Origin of the sequence: Salipiger mangrovisoli (genome assembly GCF_015223355.1) — a bacterium.
Lineage (GTDB): Bacteria > Pseudomonadota > Alphaproteobacteria > Rhodobacterales > Rhodobacteraceae > Salipiger > Salipiger mangrovisoli.
Genome location: NZ_JADFFK010000015.1, coordinates 110,796 through 135,947 on the forward strand (window position 1 = coordinate 110,796; position 25,152 = coordinate 135,947).

Here is a 25,152-nt window from a genome sequence, read left to right on the forward strand (position 1 = left end):
GCGGTGACCGGATAGAGGTTTGACACGGGGGCCACTCCTGCCTATAGCACGGCACTCGAATGACCCGGCCCGGCGAATCCGCGGGGCCGTCTGTGATGTAAGCTCTTGCTGCCAATCCACTGGCACACCGGGCGGACGCCGCAGGCAGCAATGAGACCATGTAGACAGACCGGCCTCGCCCGAGGCCAGATCAGACGGAGAAGAGCGCGATGAAACGCACCTTTCAGCCTTCGAACCTCGTTCGCAAGCGCCGCCACGGCTTCCGTGCCCGGATGGCGACCAAAGCCGGCCGCGCGATTCTGAACGCGCGCCGCGGCCGCGGCCGCAAGAAGCTCAGCGCCTGAGTCGCGCGCTCTGCCCATGGCGGAGCGTGTGCACAAGACACCGGCCAAGGCCGCTTCGGTAGAGACCGAGGCGGCCTTTGCGCTTGGCACGCGTGCGGACACAGGCACTGGCGATATGAACACAGGCAAAGCCGACGGCGATGGCCTGACGGCAAAGGACAGCCCGAAACTCGAGGTCCTGCGCAAGCGCAGCGATTTCCTCGCGGCGGCGCGCGCCCGGCGGCAGCCGGTGCCGTCCTTCCTGCTGCAGGCACGCTACCGCGACGACGGCTCGGAGTTGATCCGCGTCGGCTTCACCTGTTCCAAGAAGGTCGGCAATGCCGTCGCCCGCAACCGCGCCAAGCGCCGGCTGCGCGAGATCGCACGCCTTGGCCTGCCCGAGTTGGGCAAGCCGGGATGGGATTACGTGCTGATCGGCCGCGCCGAGGCGACGGCGGCGCGCGAGTTCACCGCGCTGCAGGGCGACCTTGCGCAGGCGATCCGCCAAATCCACGCGCCGCGAAAGCCGCGGGCCCCGAAGTCGTGAGCCCGCTCGCGCATATCGCCGCCCTGCCCGTCCGCGCCTACCGCCTGATTTTCTCGCCCTGGGTCGGCCATGGCTGCCGCTTCCAGCCGAGCTGCTCGGCCTATGCGCTCGAGGCGCTCGAGAAGCACGGCGCCATCAAGGGCTCTTACCTGACCCTCCGCCGCATCCTGCGCTGCCACCCGCTCGGCGGGTCCGGCATCGACAACGTCCCCGATTGAGGCCGCCCATGTTCGACGACGACGCCGACGACATCCACCCGCTGTTCTACGGTGCCCCGAAGAGCACCGAGTTCAAGAAGCTGCGCAAGCGCATCGTGCAGAACACCCGCGAGGCGGTCGAACAATACGGCATGATCGAGCGCCGCGAGGATGGCTCCTTGCCGAAATGGCTGGTGTGTCTCTCGGGCGGCAAGGATTCCTACACCCTGCTGGCAGTCCTGCACGAACTCAAGTGGCGCGGGCTGCTGCCTGTCGAAATCCTCGCCTGCAACCTCGACCAGGGCCAGCCGGGCTTTCCCGCGACGGTGCTGCCCGAGTTCCTCGAGAAGATGGGTGTGCCGCATCGGATCGAGTATCAGGACACCTATTCGATCGTCATGGACAAGGTGCCGCAGGGCCGGACCTACTGCGCGCTCTGCTCGCGTCTGCGCCGCGGCAACCTCTATCGCATTGCCCGCGAGGAAGGCTGCTCGGCGGTCGTGCTGGGCCACCACCGCGACGACATCCTCGAGACCTTCTTCATGAACCTCTTCCACGGCGGGCGGCTTGCGACCATGCCGCCGAAGTTGGTCAACGAGGAGGGCGACCTTTTCGTCTACCGCCCGCTGGCGCATGTCTCCGAGGCCGATTGCGAGAAATTCGCCCGCTCGATGAACTACCCGATCATCCCCTGCGACCTCTGCGGCTCGCAGGACGGGCTGCAGCGCCAGCAGGTGAAGCAGATCCTCGATGGTTGGGAAAAGAACTCCCCCGGCCGCCGGCAGGTGATGTTCAAGGCGCTGACCAACATCCGCCCCTCGCACATGATGGATCCCAAGCTCTTCGACTTCGCCGGGCTGATGCGCGACATGACCAAGCGCGCACCGGATGCCGATGACGGGATTCCCGACCTGCGTTAAGCGAAGCCTTACCCTCTTGCGCTAGATCTTGGTCTGTCTCTGACGATGCAGGGGGCGGACCATGCCGCCGGATCTCGCACATAAGTTTCAGCTGCCGAAGGTCGCGAAAGCGCGCGCGCAGCTACGGCGCTGGGTCTTTGGACCGCATATGCTCGCGTTTGTCCCGGCACTGTCCCTTGCCGGGTTCTGGATCGGCGGCGAGCCGATCCTGCTGGCGCTTTCGCTTTTGATCCCGCTTGTCTACGGCCTCTTTCTGACCACCGAACATCCGACCGCCCTCCGCGGGCAGGATCGCCGCGACCGCGATCTGGTCAGCATGGCCATGGCACAGGAGCTTGCGGAGCAGAGCTTCGAGCAGGCCCGGAGCGCGCAGCTACACACCGCCTGCCTGCTGTTCGAGGCCGAGGGACTGGAGACGATCTCGCGCCGCATGGGCGAGGAAGTGGCCGAAACGCTGCGCCTGCTCTTCCTGAACCGGCTGCGCGACTTGCTGCGCCCCGAGGACAGCGCGCTCCGCATTGGCGATTCCCGCTTCATGGCGCTGATCTCGCCCAGCCTGCGGCTCGACCTCGAAGCGCTGCTTGCCCTTGCCGACCGGCTTCAGCGCGGGCTGGAAGAGCCCGCCGCCACAGATACCGGGGTGCACTACCTGTCCGTCGCTGTGGGCTTCTGCGGCTCGGCCCGGCTGCGCGCGGGCGCAGATGGCACCGATATGCTCGACTGCGCCCAGGCGGCGCTGCGCGAGGCGATGGACAATGCCCCCTCGGCCATCCGGGCCTGGAGCGAGGGGATGCGCGCCGAGCGGCGCGCCCGCAGCGCCCTCCTGTCCGAGGTCGAGGCCGCCTTGGCCAAGGGGCAGATCCAGCCCTGGTACCAGCCGCAGCTGTGCACCTCGACAGGCGAGATCAGCGGCGTCGAGGCGCTGGTGCGCTGGATGCATCCGCAGCAGGGCATTGTGCCGCCCGCCCGCTTCCTCGACGCGCTGCACGATTCGGGGCGCCTCGACCAACTGAGCGAGGCGGTCTTGCACCACAGCCTCACCGCGCTGCGAAACTGGGATGCCGAGGGGCTGCATATCCCCCGCGTCAGCATCAACCTCTCGGACGTCGAGCTGCGCAACCCCCGGTTGGTCGATCGGCTGAAATGGGATCTCGACCGCTTCGGATTTCCAGCGAGCCGCCTGGGCATCGAAGTGCTCGAAACGGTGATCGCCGAAAGCTCCGTTGGCATCATCGCGCGCAACATCTCCGATCTTGCACGCCTCGGCTGCCGCATCGACCTTGATGACTTCGGGACCGGCCACACGTCGATCGGCGCGCTGCGCAAGGTCACCGTCCACCGGCTGAAGATCGACAGGAGCTTCGTCACGCGCATCGATCGCAGCGAGGATCAGCGGCGCATGCTGGCCGCGGTGCTGGGGCTTGCTGACCGGCTGGGGCTGGAAACCGTGGCCGAGGGCGTCGAAAGCAGTGGCGAACACGCGCTGCTTGCCCAGCTCGGCTGCGATCACGCACAGGGATTCGGCATCGCGCGTCCGATGCCCGCCCCGCAGCTGGCGGAATGGGCCCGCGAACACGCGCTGCACATCGCCGAAGCGCAGAAGCTCGGCCGCGGCAACCGCTGACCCCACCGCCACGCAGGAGCCTCGCCAACTCGGCCTCGCGCCGCGAGACCCGAAAGGTCGCCGCCGAGCGCGGAAGTGGCGGAGTGCAAATGCCGATTGCCCCGCCGCATCCGCTGTACCCATGCCGCCACCCCCCGAATAACGCCACGCTCCCTGCTTCGAAACGCCGACAAACCCCCATGCGGGGCACGATTCGGCTTGACCTTTGGGGGTCCGCCCTGTTGAACCCGGCTTTGACTTTCCAAGGACAGGTGGCGGTCTTTCGCATGGACAATCAGAACAAGAATCTGCTCATCGCCACGGCGCTGAGCTTCGTCGTGATCCTCGTCTGGTTCGTACTCTTCCCGCCACCCGAAGCCACGGTGGACGAGACGGCCCAGACCACCGAGCAGACGCTTGAGACCGCGCCCGGCGTGACCGCGCCCGCGGCGAGCACCGACGCCCCCGCCCCCGCGACGGGAACCACCGCCGCGCCCGCGGCCACGCTGGACACCGCGCGCATCGACATCGACGCGCCGAACCTGATCGGCTCCATCGCCCTCACCGGCGGCCGGATCGACGACCTGAAACTCAGCCAGTACCACGAGACCAACGACGAAAGCTCGCCCGTGGTGCAGCTGCTTGAGCCCGTGGGCAGCGCGAACCCCTATTACGCCGTTTACGGCTGGGCCCATGGCAACGGGCTGACCGCGACCGACGTTCCGGATCGCAACACCGAATGGTCGGTCGAGAGCGGTGACGTGCTGAAGGTCGACAGCCCGGTCACGCTGCGCTGGGACAGCCCCGCCGGCCTGATCTTCCGTCGCACCTTCACCGTCGACGAAAAATTCATGTTCCGTGTGACCCAGTCGGTCGAGAACACCTCGGGCAACGAGGTTTCGGCGGCGCCCTACGCCATGCTTGCCCGCCACGGCGAGCCTTCGGATCTCAAGAACTTCTTCGTGCTGCACGAGGGCGCGATCTCGATGACCGACGGCACGCTCGGCGAGAACAAATACAAGAAGATCCGCGATTTCGACGCCGACGCGCAGAACCGGACCCGCGCCGAAACCTATCAGGTCTCTGAAAACGGCTGGATCGGCTTCACCGAGCACTATTGGGAAACCGTGCTGATCCCGGACAGTGGCACCAGCTACCGCCAGGCGATCCGCTACAACGAAAGCACCGACATCTACCAGGCCGAGGTGGTTCTGCCGACGCAGACCATCGCCCCCGGCGCAACCGTCGAGGTCTCGACCCGCATGTTCTCGGGTGCCAAGGTCTGGGAAGTGATCAACGAGTACCAGGAGCAGGGCGTCGACCGCTTCGTCGACAGCATTGACTGGGGCTGGTTCTTCTTCCTCACCAAGCCCATCTTCTGGCTGCTGCACCACCTGCACCAGTGGATCGGCAACATGGGCGTGTCGATCATCGCCCTGACCATCTTCCTCAAGGCGATTCTCTTCCCGCTGGCCTACAAGTCCTACGTCTCGATGGCCAAGATGAAGGAACTGCAGCCGCAGATGGAAGAGCTGAAGAAAAAGGCGGGCGACGATCGCCAGAAGCTTCAGCAGGAAATGATGGCGCTCTACAAGCGCGAGAAGGTCAACCCGGCCTCGGGCTGCCTGCCGATCCTGCTGCAGATCCCGATCTTCTTCTCGCTCTACAAGGTGATCTTCGTCGCCTTCGAGCTGCGCCACGCGCCCTTCTTCGGCCCGTTCCAGGATCTCTCGGCACCGGATCCCACCTCGCTCTACAACCTCTTCGGCCTGCTGCCCTGGGCAGCGCCCGAGGCAGGCACGACGCTGGCGCTGATCTTCATCGGCATCCTGCCGATCCTGCTGGGCATCTCGATGTTCCTGCAGCAGAAGCTGAACCCGACGCCGACCGACCCTGCGCAGGCGATGATCTTTGCCTGGATGCCCTGGGTGTTCATGTTCATGCTCGGCGGCTTCGCCTCGGGCCTGGTGCTCTACTGGATCACCAACAACACGATCACCTTCACCCAGCAGTACCTGATCATGCGCAGCCACGGGGCCAAGCCTGACGTCTTCGGCAACATCAAGTCGACCTTCAAGCGCAAGCCCAAGGACGCGAAGTCGGGCGGCAAATGAGCGGACGGGTCACCCAAATCTGGCGCCACCCGATCAAGGCCCATGGCCGCGAGGCGCTGGACCGGGTGACCCTGCGTGCCCATGAGTGCCTGCCCTACGACCGGGCCTGGGCGGTGGCGCACGCGCTCTCGGACGCGGATGGATCCGAATGGGTCCGCTGCGGCAACTTCAGCCGGGGCGCCAAGGCGCCCCAGCTCATGGCGATCCGCGCCAAGCTGGACGAGGCGGCGGGCACCATCACCCTGCACCACCCGGACCGCCCCGACCTGACCATCGATCCCGACCGTGACGGCGATGCTCTCATCGACTGGGTACGCCCGCTGATGCCCGAGGACCGGACGCAGTCGGCACGGCTCGTCCGCGCGCAGGCGCGCGGCATGACCGATGCGCCCTTCCCCTCGATCACGATCTGCAACATGGCCTCGCACCGCGCGGTCGAGGCACAGATCGGCCAGCCGCTGTCGATCCACCGCTGGCGCGGCAATATCTGGCTCGACGGAATCGAGCCTTGGGCCGAGTGGGACTGGGTCGGACGCGAGATTCGCATCGGCGGCGCGACCTTCGTCGTGCGCGAACGGACCGGCCGCTGCGCCGCCACCACCGCAAACCCCGAGACAGGCGCGCGCGATGCGGATACGCTGGCCGCGCTGCGTCACTGGGGACACACGGATTTCTCGGTGCAGGCCGAAGTGACGATAGGCGGCGAGATCGCCCATGACGACGAGGTGACCCTGCTGTGACGACCCCCCTTCCCTTCCCCATCGCCGAAGATCCCGATGACGCAGCCCGCGAAGCCGCGCGCAAGGCATTTGCCGGCGACGTGCAATTCCTCAAGGGCGTGGTCGCCATGGACGGGCTGCCGCCCGACGACCGCCCCGAGGTCTGCTTCGCCGGGCGCTCCAACGTCGGCAAGTCGAGCCTGATCAACGCGCTGACCGGCCGCAAGGGCCTTGCCCGCGCCTCGAACACGCCGGGCCGGACGCAGGAGATCAACTTCTTCACGCTGAACGAGAGCCACTACCTCGTCGACCTTCCGGGCTACGGTTTTGCCAATGCGCCGGTCGCGGTGGTCGAGAAGTGGCAGCGGCTGCTCAAGCAATACCTCTCGGGCCGGGTCTCGCTGCGGCGCGCCTTCGTGCTGATCGACGCGCGTCATGGCGTGAAGGCCGTGGACGAGGAGATCATGGACCTGCTCGACAAGTCCGCCGTGACCTTCCAGGCCGTGCTGACCAAGACCGACAAGCTGAAGACCAGCGATCTGGCGAAGATTCTCGATCAGGTCCGCGGCAAGCTCTCGAAACATCCCGCAGCTTACCCCGAGATCGTGCTGACCAGCTCGGAAAAAGGCGAGGGCATTCCCACGCTCCGCGCGATCATCAACGGGCTTTCCTGAATTTCCCCTTCGCAATCCGCGTTGTTGGGACTAGTTCTGCCAAGCAGAGATGTTCCCCGCATCAAGGATGCACCCTAGATGAAGAAGCAGACGATGAACCGAGACTGGATCGCCACCGCCCGCACCCTCAACGAAGCCCTGCCCTACCTGCAGCGCTACACGGGCGCGATCGTGGTGGTGAAGTTCGGCGGCAACGCGATGGGCGACACAGACGCCATGGCAGAGTTCGCGCGGGACATCGTGCTGATGCGACAGGTCGGGGTGAACCCGGTGGTGGTGCACGGCGGCGGCCCGATGATCAACGACATGCTCGCCAAGCTGAACATCCAGTCCGAGTTCAAGCGCGGCAAGCGCGTCACCGATCAGGCCACCGTCGAGGTGGTCGAAATGGTGCTGACCGGCCTCGTGAACAAGCGCATCGTGCAGGCGATCATGGACGAGGGCGGCCGCGCCGTGGGCCTGTCGGGCAAGGATGACGATCTCATCGTCTGCGAGGCGGATGATCCGGAACTTGGCTTCGTCGGCCGTCCGGTCGAGTGCAACGTGCAGGTGCTGCACGACCTTTTTGCCGCGGGCATCATCCCCGTCGTGGCGCCGGTTGCCACCGGCATGGACTATCTCGAGACCTTCAACGTCAATGGCGACACCGCCGCGGGTGCGCTGGCGGGGGCACTGAAGGCCGATCGCCTGCTGCTGCTGACCGACGTATCGGGCGTGAAGAACAAAGACGGCGAGGTGGTCACCCAGATGACCCCCGAGGATGTCCGCGCCATGACCGAGGACGGCACCATTGCCGGCGGCATGATCCCCAAGACCGAGACCGCGCTGAAGGCGGTCGAGGACGGCGTGCGCGCCGTGGTCATCCTCGACGGGCGCGTGCCCAACGCCTGCCTGCTCGAGCTCTTCACCGAGCATGGCGCCGGTTCGCTGATCCGCCGCGCTGACCTGGAGCCGGCGCGCCCGCGTACGTGACCCTTCGCGAGATCGACGCTGCGGCGCGGACGGAAGGCCTTGCCCTGCGCGGCGCCTTCCACCCCGCGCCCGGTGACGGCACGCCCGAAGGATGCGGAACCCTGCTGCTGCTCGGCCCGGACGAGCCGCGTTTCTGGCCGATCTTCTCGGCCTCTCCAGAATACCTAGGCGGCATCCCCGAGCCGATGGACCGCTGGTCGAAGCGGGTGATCGGACGACTGTCGGAGCGCATGGGCGGCACGGCGATCTTTCCCTCGGACGGGCCGCCCTACCCCTCCTTCTTCGCATGGGCACGGGCGAGCGGTGAGGCCTTTGCCTCCCCTCCGGGGCTTCTCGTCCATCCGCGCGCGGGGCTGCTGATCAGTTATCGCGGTGCGATCGCCCTGCCCGAGCGGCTGCCGCTGCCGACCGGCGGAGCCTCTCCCTGCCCGGCCTGCCCTCAGCCCTGCCGCACTGCCTGTCCGGTCGGCGCGCTCGGCTCCGGGGCACCCTATGATGTCGGGTCCTGCCAGGCCCACCTGCGCAGCCACACGGGCACGGAGTGCCGCACCCAGGGCTGTCTTGTCCGCCGCGCCTGCCCCGCCTCGGCCCGGATGCAGCGACCACCGGCGCAGGCCGCTTTCCACATGGCCTCGTTCATGGAACACTGGCAGCCGGAGACAGGGAGCACCTCATGAAACGGCTCATTCTCATGCGCCATGCGAAATCCGACTGGTCGGTGGGCATGCCGGATCACGCACGGCCCCTTAATGAACGGGGCCGCAAGAGCGCCGTCGCACTTGGCAAATGGTTGCGCGCCGAGGGCATCCTGCCGGATCAGGTGCTCTGCTCCTCCGCCGCCCGCACCCGCGAGACGCTGGATCTGTTGTCGCTTGCAGATGTGCCCGTCCGCTTCGAGGATCGTCTCTACCTTGCCGGCCCCTCGACCCTGCTGAAGAGCCTTCAGGCGGCGGACGGCGATACGGTGCTGATGCTGGCGCACAATCCGGGGATCGCGGAATTCGCGAATGGCATCGTTCGCCACGCGCCGGATCATCCCAAGTTCGCCGCCTATCCCACCGGCGCGACCCTGGTCGCCGATTTCGACATCGACGGATGGCAAGACGCGCAGGCAGGCACCGCGGACAGCCACGCCTTCACCGTGCCGCGCGACTTGATGTGATCCCGAGAAAGCGGTCGCCGGGCAGCCTTTCCCCAGGAAACGCGCGGCTGAAATGAGTGACGCCCGCGATCCCCCTCCCAAAGGATCGCGAGCGCCGCTGTAGCCGGTCACGTTGCGAAGGCCCCGACGTAGCATGGTCCGGGTCAGCCGTGTCGTATCGCACATCCTCCCCTATGGCGATCCGACCTCGGGCGACACTCGGGCGACCACAAAGCGCAAGACCCCTCATGGAAACCGGTACAGATTCTTTTCGATCTGTGACCGAATTCGCGCCAAATCATGGCGCTTCGTAACGGACTGTAACACAAGCGACAAAAAAACGAGCCCCAAATTTATCGGGACTCGCAAATATTAATCAGATTCTTTGTGGATTAGTGGCCGAGAATCTGGCTGAGGAAGAGTTTCGTCCGCTCGTGCCGCGGATTATTGAAGAATTCCTCGGGCTCATTCTGCTCAACGATCTGCCCGGCATCCATGAAGATGACCCGATTCGCGACCTGCCGGGCGAATCCCATTTCGTGCGTGACGCAGAGCATGGTCATCCCCTCCTCGGCCAGTTCGACCATCGTGTCGAGCACTTCCTTGATCATCTCCGGGTCGAGCGCCGAGGTCGGTTCGTCGAACAACATGATCCGCGGCTTCATGCACAGCGAGCGGGCAATCGCCACGCGCTGCTGCTGACCGCCCGAGAGCTGGCCGGGGTACTTGTGCGCCTGTTCGGGGATCTTCACCTTCTCGAGGAAATGCATCGCGGTCTCTTCCGCCTGCTTTTTCGGGATCTTGCGGACCCAGATCGGCGCGAGCGTGCAGTTCTCGAGAATTGTGAGGTGCGGGAAGAGGTTGAAGTGCTGGAAGCACATTCCGACCTCGGAGCGGATCTTGTCGATATTCTTCAGATCCGAGCTCAGTTCGATGCCGTCGACGACGATGCTGCCCGCCTGGTGTTCCTCCAGGCGGTTGATGCAGCGGATCATCGTCGACTTGCCCGATCCCGACGGCCCGGCGATCACGATCCGCTCTCCGCGGTAGACGGTCAGGTCGATGTCGCGCAGCACGTGGAAGGTCCCGTACCACTTGTTCATCTTCGTGATCTGGATGGCCACCTCGTCGGAGACCTTCATCTGGCTGCGATCGACTTCGCGTGTTGCAAGTTCAGACATAAAAGGTCTCCTTAGCGGTGCTCTCTACGGAGCTTTTTCTCGAGGAAGAGCGAATAGCGGCCCATGCTGAAGCAGAAGACGAAGAAGCAGAGGCCGATAAAGACGAAGAGTTCCCAATAGACGCCATTCCAATCGGTGGTCGCCCGGATCGAGCTGGAAAGGCCAATGGGATCGAGAAGGCCGATGAAAACGACCAGCGTGGTATCCTTGAACAGGCCGATGAAGGTGTTCACGATCCCGGGGATCGAAATCTTCAAGGCCTGCGGCAGGATGACCAGCCGCATCGATTTCCAGTAATCGAGACCCAGCGCGTCGGCGGCCTCGTACTGGCCCTTCGGCAGCGCGGCGAGACCGCCGCGGACCACCTCGGCGATATAGGCCGCCGAGAAGAGCGTCACCATGATGATGACGCGCAGCATCAGGTCGAAGTTGGTGCCCGGAGGCAGGAAGTAGTTCAGCAGCAAGGACGCGGTGAACAGCCAGACGATCAGCGGCACGCCGCGGATGATCTCGATGAAGGCAACCGAGAACTTGTTGATGATGAACATGTCCGACTGCCGCCCGAGCGCCAGCAGGATGCCCAGCGGCAGCGACAGGACGATGCCCGACACGCCGATGATCGTGGCCAGCAGGAAGCCGCCCATCTTCTGCGTCGCCACGGCGCGCAGCGACAGCGGCACCACCGAGGCCAGCGCATCGGACAGCGGGCCGCAGATCACCAGCCAGTAGAAGAGAGGCACCACGATCGCGAGGATCACCGCGAGCAGTGTGCCAATCTTCGGCGCTGCGAAGGTCAGGATCGCCCAGCCGATGACGAAGCCGAGGATGGCCGCGATCGGCCCCCAGAGCGATCCGCCCCAGATCAGCCAGAACAGCACGAAGGGTGCGAGGGCCGAGACCCAGAGCATCTTGCGCGGCACCGCGCTGAACAGCACAGGGGCGACGGCGGCGAGGAAGATCAGGAACGCCAGGATCGGACGCCAGTACAGCTCCTTGGGGTAGAAGCCGAAGATCAGCTGCGGCCAGCGTTCCGTCAGCACCGCCCAGCACGCGGCCGACGTGCCGGCACCGTAGCGCTCGGCAATGATCTCGCGGCATTGCGTGAGGTTCGAGGCGTCCCAGACGCCGCGCAGCGCCCAGGGCAGCAAGTGGCTCAGCACCGCGTAGACGACCCAGAGAGAGGCCAGCGTAAGCAGGATGTTGAGCCAGCCGGAGAACAGGTTCTCGCGGATCCACTTCACCGCGCCGACCTGGTTCAGCGGCGGATCCTTCTGGTCGAGCATGGTGTCGCGGACAAAGGCGACGGTCTGTGCATGTGTATCGCTCATCTCACCGCTCCTTCAGCTTCACGGAGGAGTTGTAGACGTTCATCACGCCCGAGATCAGCAGGCTCAGCACCAGGTAGAACAAGCCCAGAAGCAGCATGCCTTCGAGCTCGCGGCCGGTCTGGTTGATGGTGATGCCGCCCAGGGTGGAGCGAACGTCCATGTACCCGACGGCAATCGCCAGCGAGCTGTTCTTGGTGAGGTTGAGGAACTGCGAAATCAGCGGCGGGATGATCACCCGCAGCGCCTGCGGCAGGATCACCAGGTTCATCGTCGTGCCCGGACGCAGCCCCAGCGCATAAGCGGCCTCGGTCTGCCCCTTGGAGATGGCAAGGATGCCGCCGCGCACGATCTCGGCGATGAAGGCGCCGGTGTAGAGAGACAGGGCCAGCCACAGGGCGATCAGCGAGTTGCGCAGGTGCACGCCACCGTCGAAGTTGAAGCCGCCCAGCTCGGGCTTGTCGAGCGAGGCTCCGAGCGCGACCAGCACCACGATCAGCGGCACGAGAATGGCGGCGATCTGCAGCGGCAGGGTCATCGGGCGCTTGCCCGTGGCTTCCTGGATGTGCGCGGCGCGCTTGCCGAGAACCTTGGCCCCGAAGACGCCCGCGATGACCACCGCGAGGATCAGCAGCCAGTCCCAGCCCGAGGAGGTCGGGATGACCTCACCGCCTGCAGCCGCTGCGCCGCCCGCGTCCCCGCCCGAGGCATCGGGCGCGTTGGCCTGCCCGGTCTGCACGCCGGCGCCCCCCGTTGCGATGCGGCTCGCGCCGTAGGTGCCGGCCATGTTGGTGCCTGGCGTGGCGGCTGCGGCGGCCGGCGCTTCGGGCGCGGCAACCTCGTTGCCACCGAGCGATCGGCTGAACACCACGTTGGGGATATAGACCCCGCGGTTGGTGATCGCCACGCTTTCGCCTAGCAGCATCGACGAGCCGTCCTCGCCGCGGAAATCGCGGGGCGACGGCATGGATTCCGTCATCAGTGCGAAGATCAGAACGATCCACAGCAGCAGCGGGACATTGCGGAAGCCCTCGACGTAGACCGCCGCAAGCCGCGACACGATCCAGTTGTTCGACAGCCGCAGCACGCCCGCGACCACGCCCAGAACGGTGGCAAGGGCGCAGCCCAGCACCGCCACCAGCAGCGTGTTGAGAATGCCCACCAACGCGGCGCGCCCGTGGGTCATCTGGTTGTTGTAGTCGATAAGCTGCTGGTTGATGTCATAGCCCGCAGGCTGCGACAGAAAGCCGAAGTCAAAGTCCTTGCCCAAGGCCTCGAGGTTGTGAATGGTGTTGGAAATCAGCCACGACAGCAGCAGCCCGATCAAGATCATCGCGACGACCTGGATGGTCATCGAGCGATAGCGCGTGTCGAAGATAAGCTGATTGAGCCGGAAGCCACGCTCCGGCGGATCCGAGATGGTCGCCATTTAATTCTCCCCGGACGCTCCCGTCACCGAAGGATGCTGCGGTGGTTGCTCCACCGTCTGCCCTGCCGGAAGCGCGCTTTCGTTTTATGAAGGCGAATGTGTCTTTAGAAGGCGGAAAGGGGCGCAGGTTGTCCCTGCGCCCCTCGCCAAGTCCGGTATCAGCGGAAGGGCGGGCTGTAGAGCAGGCCGCCTTCGGTCCACTGCGCGTTCAGGCCGCGCGACAGGCCGATCGGGGTGGCTTCGCCGATGTTCTTCTCGAAGATCTCGCCGTAGTTGCCGCCCGCCATGATGGCGCGCTTGGCCCACTCGTTGTCGAGGCCGAGCATCGCGCCCAGTTCACCCTCGGTGCCGAGCAGACGGTTGATCTCGGGGTTGTTGGTCGGGGCCGAGGACAGCTCCGCGATGTTGGCCGAGGTCACGCCGTATTCTTCCGCCGCGATCAGCGCGTTGAGGGTCCAGCGGGCGATATCACCCCACTCGTTGTCGCCGTGGCGGACGAGCGGACCGAGCGGCTCTTTCGAGATGATTTCCGGCAGGATCACGTGATCTGCGGGGTTCTCGAAGGTGGCGCGGGTGGCGGCGAGGCCCGAGGCGTCGGTGGTGTAGACGTCACAGGCACCGGCAAGGTACTGCTGCTGCGCTTCTGCGTTGGTCTCGATCGGGACCGGCTCGTAGCTGATGTTGTTGGCGCGGAAGAAGTCCGCGAGGTTCAGCTCGGTGGTGGTGCCGGTCTGGATGCAGACGGTCGCGCCGTCGAGTTCCTTGGCCGAGGCCACGCCCAGCGACTTCGGAGCGATGAAGCCCTGGCCGTCGTAGTAGTTCACGCCGATGAATTCGAACTTCAGGTCGACGTCGCGCGAGAAGGTCCAGGTGGTGTTGCGGGCCAGCACGTCGATCTCGCCGGATGCCAGCGCGGTGAAGCGGGTCTGGCCGGTGGTCTGCGTGAAGGCGACCTTGTTCGGGTCGCCGAGGACCGCTGCGGCGAGCGCGCGGCAGTACGCCACGTCAAAGCCCTGCCACACGTTGTTTGCATCGGGTGCCGAGAAACCGGCGAGACCCGTCGACACACCGCACTTCAGCTCCCCGCGCGCTTTCACGTCGTCCAGGGTCGCGGCGCCGGCTGCGCCGGCCGCGAATGCGGCGACGGTCAGAGCGCCGAGAGTTACGGTCTTTTTCATGTTAACCTCTTCCTGTTGTCCGGCCCCTCATAGGCCGGTTTCCTGATCCTTGCTGGATCACCTTATTCAGCCAGGGGCTCCCTCCCTGTGCTGAGGCGAGTTTGGGAGGAAAGTTTTGGCGAGGTCAAGCCGGTGCGACGCGAAAAAGGCAAGCAAATGCCCATATCTTACGCAAGGATTCCTGCGGAGGCTTGAGATTAGGCAGCTTGGCAGAGGGCGAAAAACCGATGCGCATGAAGGAAAGCCTGACGCTTGATTTCAGCCGCCTCCTGCGCCTCCTCATCCTCGCCCCAAAGCTCCGCCTGGAAGGTCTCGTCGAGCCGCGACAGCGCCCAGAGGTCCTCGGCGGGGTACAGAGTTCCGGTGGCAGCGAAGCCGAGCACCAGCGAACCGGTCAGCGCCACGAGGTCGTGGAAAGCCGCCAGCTCGAACGCGCTGAACCCATGTGTGCGCTCGGCCAGAACGCGCAATGCCTCCTCGGGCTGAGGGGCATGCATGATGCCGGCACGCGGCTCGAGGCGGGCATCCATCTCGCGGGCCGCCCACTCCAGCAGCGGATCCCACTGCGCGGCCTGGCGCGCCACCAGTTCGGCAGGGCTCTCGGCGCGGTAGCACAGCAGGTCGCTGTCGCCATATTCCGCGAGCATGTCGGCCACCTCGGGGTGCTGCGGCGCGACCTTGTCGATGGCGCTGTTGGCGGTGCGGGTGAAGGGCATGGTGCGCGGGTCGATCTTTTCTTCCTGCGCGCGCCATTCTCCGGCCATGGCCTCGGCAATGGCCCGCGTCGGCACCACCAGCGCGGCCTTGCCCGGCGTCCGCAGCGGCCGACCATCGAGATGCACGATGAAACCGCCCTCGGCCTCTTCGACCGTGGCGTCCTTGTAGAAGCGGCGGGGGGCCCATTCGCTCATGCGGCTTGGCTCCAGAGTTGGTCCAGCAGCGCCGGAAGCGCGCGGATGTCGTCGATGATCGTGCGCGCGGAGGCGAGCCGCGCGCGGTCGTGATAGCCCCAGCTGACGCCGATGCCGTGGACCCCGGCGTCGCGCGCCATGTCCATGTCGAAGCTGGTGTCGCCCAGCATCACCGCCTGATGCGGCTCGACCCCGGCCTCGGCCAGCGCCGCCTCGATCATCGCGGGATGCGGCTTCGAGGGATGATCGTCGGCGCATTGCTGGGTGACGAAGAGGTTGCGGATGCCGTGCCCGTCGACCAGCCGGTCGAGCCCCCGGCGAGACTTGCCGGTGGCGATGCCGAGCAGCCACTCGGGCCGGGCGTGCAGCGCGTCCAGCACCTCGCGTACGTTCGGGTAGAGAGGCGAGCTGGCCTCGGTGCCATTGGCGGTGCGCAGGCGCATGTAGCTCTGCTTGTAGCCCTCGACCATCACCTCGAGCGTCGCGGCATCGGCCTCCGGCGCCAGCCGGGCGATCGCGAGGGGCAGCGACAGGCCGACGATGCCGAGGATCTCCTCGCGGTTCGGGGCCTCCATGCCGACCTCGGCAAAGGCACCGCGCATCGAGGCGAGAATATCCGCCTGGCTGTCGACCAGCGTGCCGTCGACGTCGAAGATGATCAGCTTGAGGTCCATGGGATCAGTGCAGCTCTTCGAAGGGGTCGTCGGCGGCCAGGTCCTCGGTCCAGCCGAAGGTCTCCCAGCTCTGCGCCATGTGCTCGGGCAGCGGCGCGGTCACGGTGACCGGCTTCTTGGTGGCCGGGTGCAGGAAGGTCATCGAGCGCGCGTGCAGGTGCAGCTTCTTCGAAATGATGCCGCCGAGCTGCGCCCCCCAGCCATCGCCGAGGTTCTCCTGCCCCGAGCCGCCGTATTTGCCGTCACCGATGATCGGGTGGCCGATCTCGGCCATATGCGCGCGCAGCTGGTGGGTGCGGCCCGTCACGGGCTCCATCGCCACCCAGCTCGCCCGCCCCGCAACGCGGTAGAGCGTGGCATAAAGCGTGTGGGCACGCTTGGCGCCGGGGGTGCTGTCGATGTCGCGCGGGTGGATCGCGCGCATCTTCTCGCCCTCGCCCGAGGCACCGTGGCCGCCGGCCTTGACCAGCCCGTACTTGATCTCGCCGAGGTAGGGCGTCGGCACGCCCGCGACCAGCGCCCAGTAGATCTTCCGCGTCTCCTTGTGGCGGATCGCGGCGGTGAGCCCCTGCGCCATCTCGCGGGTGCGCGCCAGCAGCAGCACGCCCGAGGTGTCCTTGTCGAGCCGGTGCACCAGCCGCGGCTTCTCGTCGTAGCCGAACTTCAGCGCCTCCGAGAGCATGTCAACGTGGCGCGTCTGCTTCGAGCCGCCCTGCGTCGGCATGCCCGGCGGCTTGTTCAGGGCGATGATGTGATCATCCTTCCACAGCACGCAGGACTGGATCAGCTTGGTGTCGGCATCCGAAACCTTGGATTTCGGCACCGCGGCGATCCTGGCCATCTCCTCGGGCTCCGGCAGCGGCGGAATGCGCACCTGGTTGCCCACGGCGAGCCGGGTCGAGGCCTTGGCCCGGCCGCCATCGACGCGAATCTCGCCCTTGCGGCACATCTTCTCGATGCGGCCCTGCGGGACATGCGGGAAATGGCGCTTGAGCCAGCGGTCGAGGCGCTGATCGCCGTCGCCCGGCCCCACGGTGACTGTCTGAACGCGGCTCATGCAAAGAAACTCCGAGTGACGGACAACCCCGCAAAGAGCGCCGCCAGCGAGACGGCCACCGAGACCGCCACATAGAGGCCTGCCTGCGCGATGTCGCCGCGCTCGTAGAGCGTCGCGAAATCCAGCGAGAAGGCCGAGAAGGTGGTGAAGCCGCCCAGCACGCCCGTCATCAGGAAGGGCGCGAAGCGGTTGCCCGCGGTATTGGCAAGGATCACCACGAGCGCGCCCATGGCAAAGGAGCCAAGGATGTTCACCGTCAGCGTCCCCCAGGGGAATCCCTTGCCCAGCAGCCGCGCCATGGCGAGGCCGGTCAGATAGCGCCCGCTGGCGCCGAGCGCTCCGCCGAGCGCGACCTGTAAAACCGTGAGGATCATCCGCGGGACATGTGCGAGGGGGCGCGGAATGTCAAGATTCTCGGGGGTTCGGAGCCAGTGCCGCGGCGCATGGCCGCCATGTGCGCGCCCCCGGCACACGCGGCACCGGGTGGGGGCTCTGCCCCCGCCGCGGCCGTGCCGCGACTCCCCCGGGATATTTCCGCCTAAAAGAAGATCAGCCGTTCCGCTCGCGGCGCAGCTTGACGAAATAGTCGAGGCGCTTCTTCAGCTCGCGCTCGAAGCCGCGTTCCACAGGGGTGTAGTAGCTGCGCCGGCCGATCTCCTCGGGGAAGTAGTCCTGGCCGGAGAATCCGTCCTCGGCGTCGTGGTCATAGGCGTAGCCGCTGCCGTAGCCCTGCTCCTTCATCAGCCGGGTCGGCGCGTTGAGGATGTGCTTGGGCGGCGGCAGCGAACCGGTCTTCTTCGCGGCGGCGCGGGCGGCCTTGTAGGCGACGTAGGTGGCGTTCGATTTCGGCGCCAGCGCGAGGTAGACCAGCGCCTGCGCCAGCGCCAGCTCGCCTTCGGGCGAGCCGAGCCGCTCGTAGGTCTGCCAGGCCTGCAGGCAGATCGCCTGCGCCTGCGGGTCTGCAAGGCCGATGTCCTCGACCGACATGCGGGTGATGCGGCGGGCGAGGAAACGCGGATCCTCGCCGGCTTCGAGCATGCGCGCGAACCAGTAGAGCGTGGCGTCCGGGTCCGAGCCGCGCACCGATTTGTGCAGCGCCGAGATCAGGTTGTAATGGCCGTCGCCTGACTTGTCGTATTGCGCGGCGCGGCGCATCAGGCGGGACGAGAGCGCGTCGGTGGAGAGCGGGGCCACGACGGTCCAGGCCATGATCTGTTCGATCAGGTTCAGCAGCGCCCGCCCGTCGCCGTCGGCCATTTCCAAGAGCGCCGCGCGGGCCGCCGCGTCGAGCGGGAGGGGGCGGCCCAGGTCCTGTTCGGCGCGCTGCGCCAGGCGCTCGAGATCATCCCGCGCGAGCCGTTCCAGCACCAGCACCTGCGCCCGCGACAGCAGCGCCGCGTTGAGTTCGAAGCTGGGGTTCTCGGTGGTGGCCCCGACGAGGAGGATGGTGCCGTCCTCCATGTGCGGCAGGAAGCCATCCTGCTGCGCCTTGTTGAAACGGTGGATCTCGTCGACGAAGAGCAGCGTGCCGGAGCCGTTGCGATGGCGGATTTTCGCGGCCTCGAAGACCTTTCTCAGGTCCGGCACGCCGGTGAAGATGGCGCTGATCTGGACGAAATGCAGATCGGTGGCATCCGCCAGCAGCCGCGCGATGGTGGTCTTGCCGACGCCGGGCGGCCCCCAGAAGATCAGGCTCGAGAGCGCGCCCGAGGCGAGCATGACGCCGAGCGGCGCCTCTGGGCCGAGCACCTGCTGCTGGCCGATCACCTCGCCGAGCGCCCGCGGGCGCAGCCGGTCCGCCAGCGGGCGAGGACCGCTCCGCTCGGGCTTGGGGCTGGCGCCCGTGGGATCGTCGAAGAGATCGGCCAATCGCGCAGCCTCGTTACACGCGGAAGCGCAGGGAGATGCGGCCGTTGCCGCGCTGCGCGTCGATCTGGATGCGCGGGGCGGCCTTCTTGAGCAGGCCGTCCACATCGCCCGGCACCTCGATGCCCTGGCCGTTCACCGCGCGCAAGAGGTCGCCGCGCTGCAGCCCGATCCGTGCCCCCCAGGGGCCAGGATCGACCACCACAACGCCCTCGCCCCCCGCCAGCGGCAGACCGAGTTCGGTCTGCACCGCGGGGTTGAGCCGCGCCAGCGTCAGCCCCGGCAGCACCGCGCGCTCGTCCAGCGTGACGCGCTGCTGCGGCGGATCGTCGGGGGCGGCGATCATCGCGACCTTGGCCTGCTGCTGCGCGCCGTCGTGCAGGTAGCTGATCTGCGCCTCATGGCCGAGCCCGGTGACCGACATGCGGTAGAGCATCTCGGCCGGGGTGTTGACCCCCTGCCCGTCCACCGCCAGCACCACGTCGCCGACATCGAGACCGGCCTGCGCGAAGGGGCTGGCGTCATGCAATTGGGAGACCAGCACACCGCCGGGCAGCCCCATGCCAAGGCTTTCCGAGAGATCGGCATCGACGCTTTGACCGGTCATCCCGGCCCAGGGCCGCTCGAAGGAGGTCTTGCCCGCCTCGGCCTGTTCGACGAACTGGCGCACCAGCGCCGAGGGAATGGCGAAGCCGATGCCGTTGGAGCCGCCCGAGCGGGTGAGGATCGACGTGTTGACCCCGATCAACTGGCCCTTCACGTCGATCAGCGCGCCGCCGGAGTTGCCCGGGTTGATCGGCGCGTCGGTCTGGATGAAATATCCGCGGGCATTGCCGGTGGCGGTGCCCGACCGCGCCAGCCCCGAGACGATGCCCGAGCTGACCGTCTGGCCGACGCCGAAGGGGTTGCCGATGGCCAGCGCCAGTTCGCCGACCTCGACCGTGTCGCTGTCGCGCAGCGGCAGGAAGGGCATGTCCTTGGCCCCCTCGAGCTTGAGGATGGCGAGGTCGGCTTCCTCGTCGGCCAGCAGAACCTCGGCATCGTATTCGGCACCGTTGTTGAGCACCACGCGGATGTCGGTCGCCTGTCCGACCACGTGGTAGTTCGACACCACGATGCCATCGTCCGAGAGGATCACCCCGGAGCCGAGCGAGTTCTGCACCCGTGGACGGCCGCGGAAGTCCTGGAACAGATTGCCGAAGAGCGGATCCCCGGCGAAGGGGCTGCGCGCCTCGACCACCCGGCTGGCGTAGATGTTGACCACGGCGGGGGTCGCCTGTTTCACCAGCGGCACGAAGGAGAGGGAGATTTCCGCCTGGCTCTGCGGCACCTGCGTTCCGGCAAGGGCCGGGGCGGCGGTGACGGCGAGCGCAAGCGCGGGAATGATCATGATGTTTCGGAGCATTATGCGGTCCTCCAGTACCTTTGGATATGTCGGGGCAACCCCGCGATTGCAAGTCACGCCCCGGTGCGCGGATCGTGCGCTTTTCGTGCACTGCGCCCTGCCCTGCCGTCCCGCGGAGACTGGAAATGCCGCGCGGGCCGTGCCAGAAGCCGCCGCGTCAGACATTGGAGTGCCTCTCATGCAGATCGTCTCGCTCATCGCCCGCCCCGGCACCTTGGACACCGCGCTGGTGGAAAGCCTGTGCAATGCCTGGGGCGGCGGTCCGGTCACCGTGCTCTCGGATGGCGAGGCGGCGGAATTCCCGGTCGAGGCGGTGCCCGGCAACTTCGAGGAGGTGCGCGCCTCGCTCTCCGCACAGGCCGATCTCAACCTGCTGCCCGCCGAAGGACGCCGCAAGAAGATGCTGCTTGCCGACATGGACAGCACGATGATCCAGCAGGAATGCATCGACGAGCTGGCCGAGGAGGCTGGTGTCGGCGCGCATGTGAAAGAGATCACCGCCCGCGCGATGAACGGCGAGCTCGATTTCGAGGGCGCGCTGACCGAGCGCGTGGCGCTGCTCAAGGGTCTGCCGGAAAGCGTCATCGCCAAGGTGCTCGAGACCCGCATCACGCTGATGCCGGGCGGGATCGAGCTGGTCGCGACGATGAAGGCCAACGGCGCCTACGCGGCGCTGGTCTCGGGCGGCTTCACCGCCTTCACCGCGCGCGTTGCCGAGATGATCGGCTTCGACGAGAACCGCGCCAACAGGCTGCTGGTCGAGGGTGGCGCGCTGACCGGCGTGCCCGCCCGGCCGATCCTCGGGCGCGAGGCCAAGGTGACGGCGCTGGAAGAGATCACCGCGCGGCTCGGCATCGGCGAGGACGACGTTCTGGCGGTGGGCGACGGGGCAAATGATCTGGGGATGCTGGGCCGCGCCGGCTTCGGCGTGGCGCTGCATGCGAAACCCTCGGTTCAGGCGCAATGCGACCTGCGGGTCAACCTCGGGGACCTGACGGCGCTGCTGTTCCTGCAAGGCTACGCGCGGAGCGCGTTCAAGGGCTGAACGACAGGCGCTTGCGGAACAGGAAGGGGCTCCGCCCCTCTTGGCCTGCGGCCAATTCACCCGGGCGTATTTGGAAAGAGAAGAAGGGGCGCGCGTGGCACCCCTTCTTTCGTCATGCCGCGAAAAGCGTGTCGAGCGGGCGAATCTCCCCGGTGATCAGCCCGTCGAAGTTGCTGACCTCGGGATTGAGGAAGCGGTGCACGTCGGGATGGGCCGGGTCCGCGACACCAAGCCGCACCAGCAGCGAGGCCATGACGCATTCAGCCGCGCGCGTCGCGCCGTCGAGGATCTTCACCGCAACGCCGAGACCGCGTTGCGGCAGGATGGCCACGAAATAGCCCTCGGCCCCGGTCTTGATCGCGATGGGTTCGAGCGCGGCGCGCATAAGCAGCGTGCAGGCCCGGCCCTCGCCGGCCACGAGATCGGGATAGGCATACATCGCTTCGACCAGCTGCGCGCCGGCGCGGCTGAGCGAATCGTGGCGCTGGTGGGCGCTGGCGAACCAGGCCATGGCGCGCGCCATGCCGTGCATGGTGGTGGCGAGATTGGGGGCCGAGCAGCCATCGATGCCGTAGCAGGGGCTGACCTCGCCGGTCACCTGCTCGAAAGCCTCGCGCACCGCCACCTGCACCGGGTGCTCGGGCAGAACGTAGTCGGGCCCGGCCCCGAGGTACTGGCTCAGCGTCAGGAACCCCGCGTGTTTTCCGGAGCAGTTGTTATGCACCCGGCAGGGCGTCTTGCCGTCGCGGATCATCTGCAGTTTCAGCACCTTGTCCCGGCTTGGCTGCGGCCCGCAGCGCAGGTCGTCGTCCGAGAGGTCAAGATCGGTCAACCAGGCCTCGACCGCCGCCACGTGCAGCGGCGCGCCCTGGTGCGAGGCGCAGGCCAGCGCCAGCTGCGGCGGCGTCAGGTGCCAGGCCTCGGCGGCCCCCGAGGCGACCAGAGGCAGGGCCTGGATCATCTTCGACGAGGAGCGCGGGTAGACCAGCGCCTGCGGATCGCCCCAGGCCTCGACGATGCCGCCCCAGGCGTCGCAGATGACCGCATGGCCCAGGTGCAGGCTCTCGGCGAGCGGGCCGCGGCGGACCTCGACCAGGGGCACGGCGGCGGTGACGGTGTCTTGGGGCATGTCGGTCCTCACAAACGAGCGATATTCTGCCATCGGGGCTTTCTCGCCCCGCTGGTTTCGGTCTATTGTCCCGCCGTCGAGCATGAATGGTCGCGCCGGTCAAGGGACCGACAGGGGTCGGCACAGACACCGGGCGCGGACCGGCAACAAGAAGCAAGCACGGCTGGAGGCTGCAGGTATGAAGTCAATTCTCGGTGGGGTTCTGAGCGCAACGCTGGCGCTGAGCGCGACGGTTGGTGTCGCGCAGCAAGAAAGCACCAACCGGGTGAACGCGATCACCGACTGGTCGGTCTTCGAGGGCCAGAGCCCGCGCGAATGCTGGGCGGTGACCACCTACAAGGAAAGCGTGAACACCAAGGATGGACGCGTTGTCTCAGTCAAACGTGGCGACATCCTGCTGATGGTCTTCTATCGCCCCGAAGCGGGCGTCACGGGCCAGATCGCCTTTACCGGCGGCTACCCCTTCGCGGGCGGCTCGACGGTCGGCGTGGACATCTCGGGCGAGAAGTTCGACCTCTATACCGAGGGCGAATGGGCCTGGCCGGCGACGCCGCAGGATGACGCCAAGATCATCGCCGCCATGAAGCGCGGCTCCGACGCGGTGCTGAGCGCCGGGTCGGCGCGCGGCACGATGACCAAGGACACGTTCTCGCTGCTCGGCTTCACCGCCGCGGTGGAAGACGCCGAGAAGCGCTGCAAGGGCTGATCGCCCGCGGACGGGTCCGAGGAACGGAGGAAGGACGGGTCAGCCGTCCTTCGATGCTTCCGAAAGTGCCCCAATGCCGCGACGCCCGCGCGCAGGACGGTTGAAATTCCGGGAGCCATCCACAGATGAGCTTCAGCAAGGGAACGCGTCCACGCGTTCCCTTTGACTTTTTGCAGCCGAATCCTGTATGGAGAGGCCTTCTTTTTCCGAGGATGACGTGATGACTGCCAGCGCGCCGATCACCCAGGACGTGGTGACGATCCCCCGCAAGCTGCCGGAAAGCGGCAAGGTGAACCTGGTCGGGCTCACCCGTGACGCCCTGCGCGCCGCGCTGATCGAGGCCGGCACGCCCGAGAAGCAGGCGAAGATGCGCGTCGGCCAGATCTGGCAATGGCTCTATCACTGGGGGGTGCGCGACTTCAGCGCCATGACCAACCTCGCCAAGGACTACCGCGCGCTGCTCGATGCGACCTTCTCGATCGATCTGCCCGAGATCGTCTCGAAGCAGGTCTCGGCGGATGGCACGCGCAAGTACCTGGTGCGCATCGCCGGCGGCCATGAAGTCGAGGTGGTCTACATCCCCGAGGAAGATCGCGGCACGCTCTGCATCTCCAGCCAGGTGGGCTGCACGCTGACCTGCTCCTTCTGCCACACCGGCACGCAGAAGCTGGTGCGCAACCTTACCGCGGGCGAGATCATCGGCCAGGTCATGCTGGCGCGCGACGATCTCGGCGAATGGCCCGAGCCGGGCACCGGCACCGGCGAGAGCGGGCCGCGCCTTCTGTCGAACATCGTGCTGATGGGCATGGGCGAGCCGCTCTACAACTTCGACAACGTGCGCGATGCGATGAAGATCGCGATGGACGGCGAGGGCATCGCCCTGTCGCGCCGCCGCATCACCCTGTCGACCTCGGGCGTGGTGCCGGAGATCGCCAAGTGCGCCGAAGAGATCGGCTGCCTGCTGGCGGTCAGCTTCCACGCCACCACCGACGAAACCCGCAACACGCTGGTGCCGATCAACAAGCGCTGGAACATCGAGGAGCTGCTGAACGCGCTTCGCGAGTACCCGCGCCTGTCGAACTCCGAGCGCATCACCTTCGAATACGTGATGCTCAAGGACGTGAACGACACGGATGCCGACGCGCGCCGTCTGGTGAAGCTGATCCAGGGCATCCCCGCCAAGATCAACCTCATCCCGTTCAACGAATGGCCCGGCGCGCCCTATCAGCGCTCGGATTGGCCGCGGATCAAGCAGTTCGCCGATATCATCTACAAGGCCGGCTACGCCTCGCCGATCCGCACCCCGCGCGGCGAGGACATCATGGCCGCCTGCGGCCAGCTGAAATCTGCCACCGAGCGGGCCCGCAAGTCGCGCAAGCAGATCGAGGCCGAAACCGGTCTCGGCGGCGCGGCTTGACTTACCTGATTTAAATCATCAGGATTACCTCACCCAGCCAGTCCCGTCTCCGGGACAGCCCGGATCGACGGCCCCACACGGGGCGACTGGCTGGGAGAGGTTCCATGCGACACGAACGGTTCGACAGGGTCGAGTTGCGCCCCGCGGAAGCGCGGGTGGTGCGGCTGCTGCGACTCTGGCGCGAAAACGACGAGGCGACGGCGCAGCTTGAGCTGCGCGCGGCTCTGGGCTTCACCCGCGCCCGCGGCTGCCTCCGCGCCCTTGGCGAGTTCGCCGAGTTGCTCACGCGGCACGGCTGGCACGGCCCGCTGATCCTTCCTCCGGAGGCACAAGGTCTGTCGGACGATGAGCGCGCCATCGCACGATTCGTGCTGACCGCCACCGAGCAGGACCGCGAGCTGGCGCTGGCAGAGGCGACGATGCTTGTAATTCCGGCGCATATCCTGACGCTCACCAATGCCGCCGAACGGGTCGGCCTGCCACTGCTCTGCGAGGAGTGCCGCAGCCGCCTGCACTGCTCGCTGAACTGAAGCCGTTCGGCGGTTGGTACCCGCGTCCGAACACCCCTTGACCTTCCAGTGACTGGAACCCCTATGTAGGGAACCGACCAGAATTGGAA

General features: G+C 66.6%; 26 protein-coding genes. 15 read left to right on the forward strand and 11 right to left on the reverse strand.

Features of this window, described 5'->3' with window-relative positions:
• Window positions 1-209: 209 nt before the first annotated feature.
• From rpmH to IQ782_RS19140, 11 genes are all read left to right on the forward strand, one after another.
• The gene (rpmH, locus tag IQ782_RS19090; protein WP_066102660.1) at window positions 210-344 is read left to right on the forward strand and encodes a 50S ribosomal protein L34; all 135 of its coding nucleotides are present in this window, start codon (window positions 210-212) and stop codon (window positions 342-344) included.
• A 115-nt stretch (window positions 345-459) separates the two neighbouring features.
• Window positions 460-870: a ribonuclease P protein component gene (rnpA, locus tag IQ782_RS19095; RefSeq protein ID WP_240989409.1), complete on the forward strand. Its 411-nt coding sequence runs from the start codon at window positions 460-462 to the stop codon at window positions 868-870.
• Window positions 867-1,088: a membrane protein insertion efficiency factor YidD gene (yidD, locus tag IQ782_RS29860; protein ID WP_338092612.1), complete on the forward strand. Its 222-nt coding sequence runs from the start codon at window positions 867-869 to the stop codon at window positions 1,086-1,088. Before rnpA ends, yidD begins: the two co-directional genes overlap by 4 nt.
• A gap of 8 nt (window positions 1,089-1,096) precedes the next feature.
• Window positions 1,097-1,987, forward strand: a complete 891-nt coding sequence (gene ttcA / locus IQ782_RS19105) for a tRNA 2-thiocytidine(32) synthetase TtcA (protein ID WP_194136264.1) — start codon at window positions 1,097-1,099, stop codon at window positions 1,985-1,987.
• Window positions 1,988-2,135: 148 nt separating this feature from the next.
• Window positions 2,136-3,611, forward strand: coding sequence for an EAL domain-containing protein (locus IQ782_RS19110; protein WP_194136265.1), 1,476 nt, complete (start codon window positions 2,136-2,138; stop codon window positions 3,609-3,611).
• A gap of 266 nt (window positions 3,612-3,877) precedes the next feature.
• Window positions 3,878-5,704 carry a membrane protein insertase YidC gene (gene yidC / locus IQ782_RS19115; RefSeq protein ID WP_194136266.1) on the forward strand — a complete coding sequence of 609 codons (1,827 nt, stop codon included), beginning with the start codon at window positions 3,878-3,880 and terminating at the stop codon, window positions 5,702-5,704.
• Window positions 5,701-6,444: an MOSC domain-containing protein gene (locus tag IQ782_RS19120; protein ID WP_194136267.1), complete on the forward strand. Its 744-nt coding sequence runs from the start codon at window positions 5,701-5,703 to the stop codon at window positions 6,442-6,444. The genes yidC and IQ782_RS19120 overlap by 4 nt, the downstream gene beginning before the upstream one ends.
• Window positions 6,441-7,097 (forward strand): ribosome biogenesis GTP-binding protein YihA/YsxC, encoded by a 657-nt coding sequence (gene yihA, locus IQ782_RS19125; RefSeq protein WP_194136268.1) that lies wholly within the window; start codon window positions 6,441-6,443, stop codon window positions 7,095-7,097. The genes IQ782_RS19120 and yihA overlap by 4 nt, the downstream gene beginning before the upstream one ends.
• Window positions 7,098-7,175: 78 nt before the next feature.
• Window positions 7,176-8,069: an acetylglutamate kinase gene (gene argB / locus IQ782_RS19130; RefSeq protein WP_194136269.1), complete on the forward strand. Its 894-nt coding sequence runs from the start codon at window positions 7,176-7,178 to the stop codon at window positions 8,067-8,069.
• Window positions 8,066-8,746, forward strand: a complete 681-nt coding sequence (locus IQ782_RS19135; RefSeq protein WP_194136270.1) for a ferredoxin — start codon at window positions 8,066-8,068, stop codon at window positions 8,744-8,746. The genes argB and IQ782_RS19135 overlap by 4 nt, the downstream gene beginning before the upstream one ends.
• The gene (locus IQ782_RS19140; protein ID WP_194136271.1) at window positions 8,743-9,231 is read left to right on the forward strand and encodes a SixA phosphatase family protein; all 489 of its coding nucleotides are present in this window, start codon (window positions 8,743-8,745) and stop codon (window positions 9,229-9,231) included. The genes IQ782_RS19135 and IQ782_RS19140 overlap by 4 nt, the downstream gene beginning before the upstream one ends.
• A 371-nt stretch (window positions 9,232-9,602) precedes the next feature.
• Here IQ782_RS19140 and IQ782_RS19145 read toward each other — a convergent pair whose 3' ends face one another.
• From IQ782_RS19145 to IQ782_RS19190, 10 genes are all read right to left on the reverse strand, one after another.
• A complete protein-coding gene (locus tag IQ782_RS19145) occupies window positions 9,603-10,391 on the reverse strand; it encodes an amino acid ABC transporter ATP-binding protein (protein ID WP_277347875.1) in 789 nt (262 codons plus the stop codon).
• An 11-nt stretch (window positions 10,392-10,402) separates the two neighbouring features.
• Complete coding sequence (locus tag IQ782_RS19150; protein WP_194136272.1) at window positions 10,403-11,719, reverse strand: amino acid ABC transporter permease; 1,317 nt, start codon at window positions 11,717-11,719, stop codon at window positions 10,403-10,405.
• Between the two features lies 1 nt (window position 11,720).
• Window positions 11,721-13,145 carry an amino acid ABC transporter permease gene (locus IQ782_RS19155; protein ID WP_194136273.1) on the reverse strand — a complete coding sequence of 475 codons (1,425 nt, stop codon included), beginning with the start codon at window positions 13,143-13,145 and terminating at the stop codon, window positions 11,721-11,723.
• Window positions 13,146-13,303: 158 nt separating this feature from the next.
• Window positions 13,304-14,323, reverse strand: a complete 1,020-nt coding sequence (locus tag IQ782_RS19160; RefSeq protein WP_194136274.1) for an amino acid ABC transporter substrate-binding protein — start codon at window positions 14,321-14,323, stop codon at window positions 13,304-13,306.
• Between the two features lie 197 nt (window positions 14,324-14,520).
• Entirely contained in the window at window positions 14,521-15,234 is a 714-nt protein-coding gene (locus IQ782_RS19165; protein ID WP_194136275.1) for an ATP12 family chaperone protein, read from the reverse strand.
• Window positions 15,231-15,908, reverse strand: a complete 678-nt coding sequence (locus IQ782_RS19170) for an HAD-IA family hydrolase (RefSeq protein WP_194136276.1) — start codon at window positions 15,906-15,908, stop codon at window positions 15,231-15,233. The genes IQ782_RS19165 and IQ782_RS19170 overlap by 4 nt, the downstream gene beginning before the upstream one ends.
• A gap of 4 nt (window positions 15,909-15,912) precedes the next feature.
• Complete coding sequence (locus IQ782_RS19175; protein WP_194136277.1) at window positions 15,913-16,965, reverse strand: RluA family pseudouridine synthase; 1,053 nt, start codon at window positions 16,963-16,965, stop codon at window positions 15,913-15,915.
• On the reverse strand, window positions 16,962-17,339 hold the full coding sequence (gene crcB / locus IQ782_RS19180; protein WP_194136278.1) for a fluoride efflux transporter CrcB: 378 nt from the start codon (window positions 17,337-17,339) through the stop codon (window positions 16,962-16,964). The genes IQ782_RS19175 and crcB overlap by 4 nt, the downstream gene beginning before the upstream one ends.
• Before the next feature lie 175 nt (window positions 17,340-17,514).
• A complete protein-coding gene (locus tag IQ782_RS19185) occupies window positions 17,515-18,834 on the reverse strand; it encodes a replication-associated recombination protein A (RefSeq protein ID WP_194136279.1) in 1,320 nt (439 codons plus the stop codon).
• 13 nt (window positions 18,835-18,847) lie between these two features.
• Window positions 18,848-20,236, reverse strand: a complete 1,389-nt coding sequence (locus IQ782_RS19190; protein WP_194136280.1) for a trypsin-like peptidase domain-containing protein — start codon at window positions 20,234-20,236, stop codon at window positions 18,848-18,850.
• Between the two features lie 178 nt (window positions 20,237-20,414).
• Here IQ782_RS19190 and serB point away from each other — a divergent pair, with 178 nt between their 5' ends.
• Window positions 20,415-21,281 (forward strand): phosphoserine phosphatase SerB, encoded by an 867-nt coding sequence (serB, locus tag IQ782_RS19195; protein ID WP_194136281.1) that lies wholly within the window; start codon window positions 20,415-20,417, stop codon window positions 21,279-21,281.
• 112 nt (window positions 21,282-21,393) lie between these two features.
• Here the strand turns inward: serB and IQ782_RS19200 are convergent, their stop codons facing one another.
• The gene (locus IQ782_RS19200; RefSeq protein ID WP_194136282.1) at window positions 21,394-22,410 is read right to left on the reverse strand and encodes an asparaginase; all 1,017 of its coding nucleotides are present in this window, start codon (window positions 22,408-22,410) and stop codon (window positions 21,394-21,396) included.
• A gap of 178 nt (window positions 22,411-22,588) precedes the next feature.
• Between IQ782_RS19200 and IQ782_RS19205 the strand changes: the two genes are divergently transcribed.
• From IQ782_RS19205 to IQ782_RS19215, 3 genes are all read left to right on the forward strand, one after another.
• Window positions 22,589-23,116 carry an invasion associated locus B family protein gene (locus IQ782_RS19205; protein WP_194136283.1) on the forward strand — a complete coding sequence of 176 codons (528 nt, stop codon included), beginning with the start codon at window positions 22,589-22,591 and terminating at the stop codon, window positions 23,114-23,116.
• Window positions 23,117-23,336: 220 nt separating this feature from the next.
• On the forward strand, window positions 23,337-24,533 hold the full coding sequence (rlmN, locus tag IQ782_RS19210; protein ID WP_194136284.1) for a dual-specificity RNA methyltransferase RlmN: 1,197 nt from the start codon (window positions 23,337-23,339) through the stop codon (window positions 24,531-24,533).
• A gap of 104 nt (window positions 24,534-24,637) precedes the next feature.
• The gene (locus IQ782_RS19215; protein ID WP_194136285.1) at window positions 24,638-25,063 is read left to right on the forward strand and encodes a hypothetical protein; all 426 of its coding nucleotides are present in this window, start codon (window positions 24,638-24,640) and stop codon (window positions 25,061-25,063) included.
• Window positions 25,064-25,152: the final 89 nt, after the last annotated feature.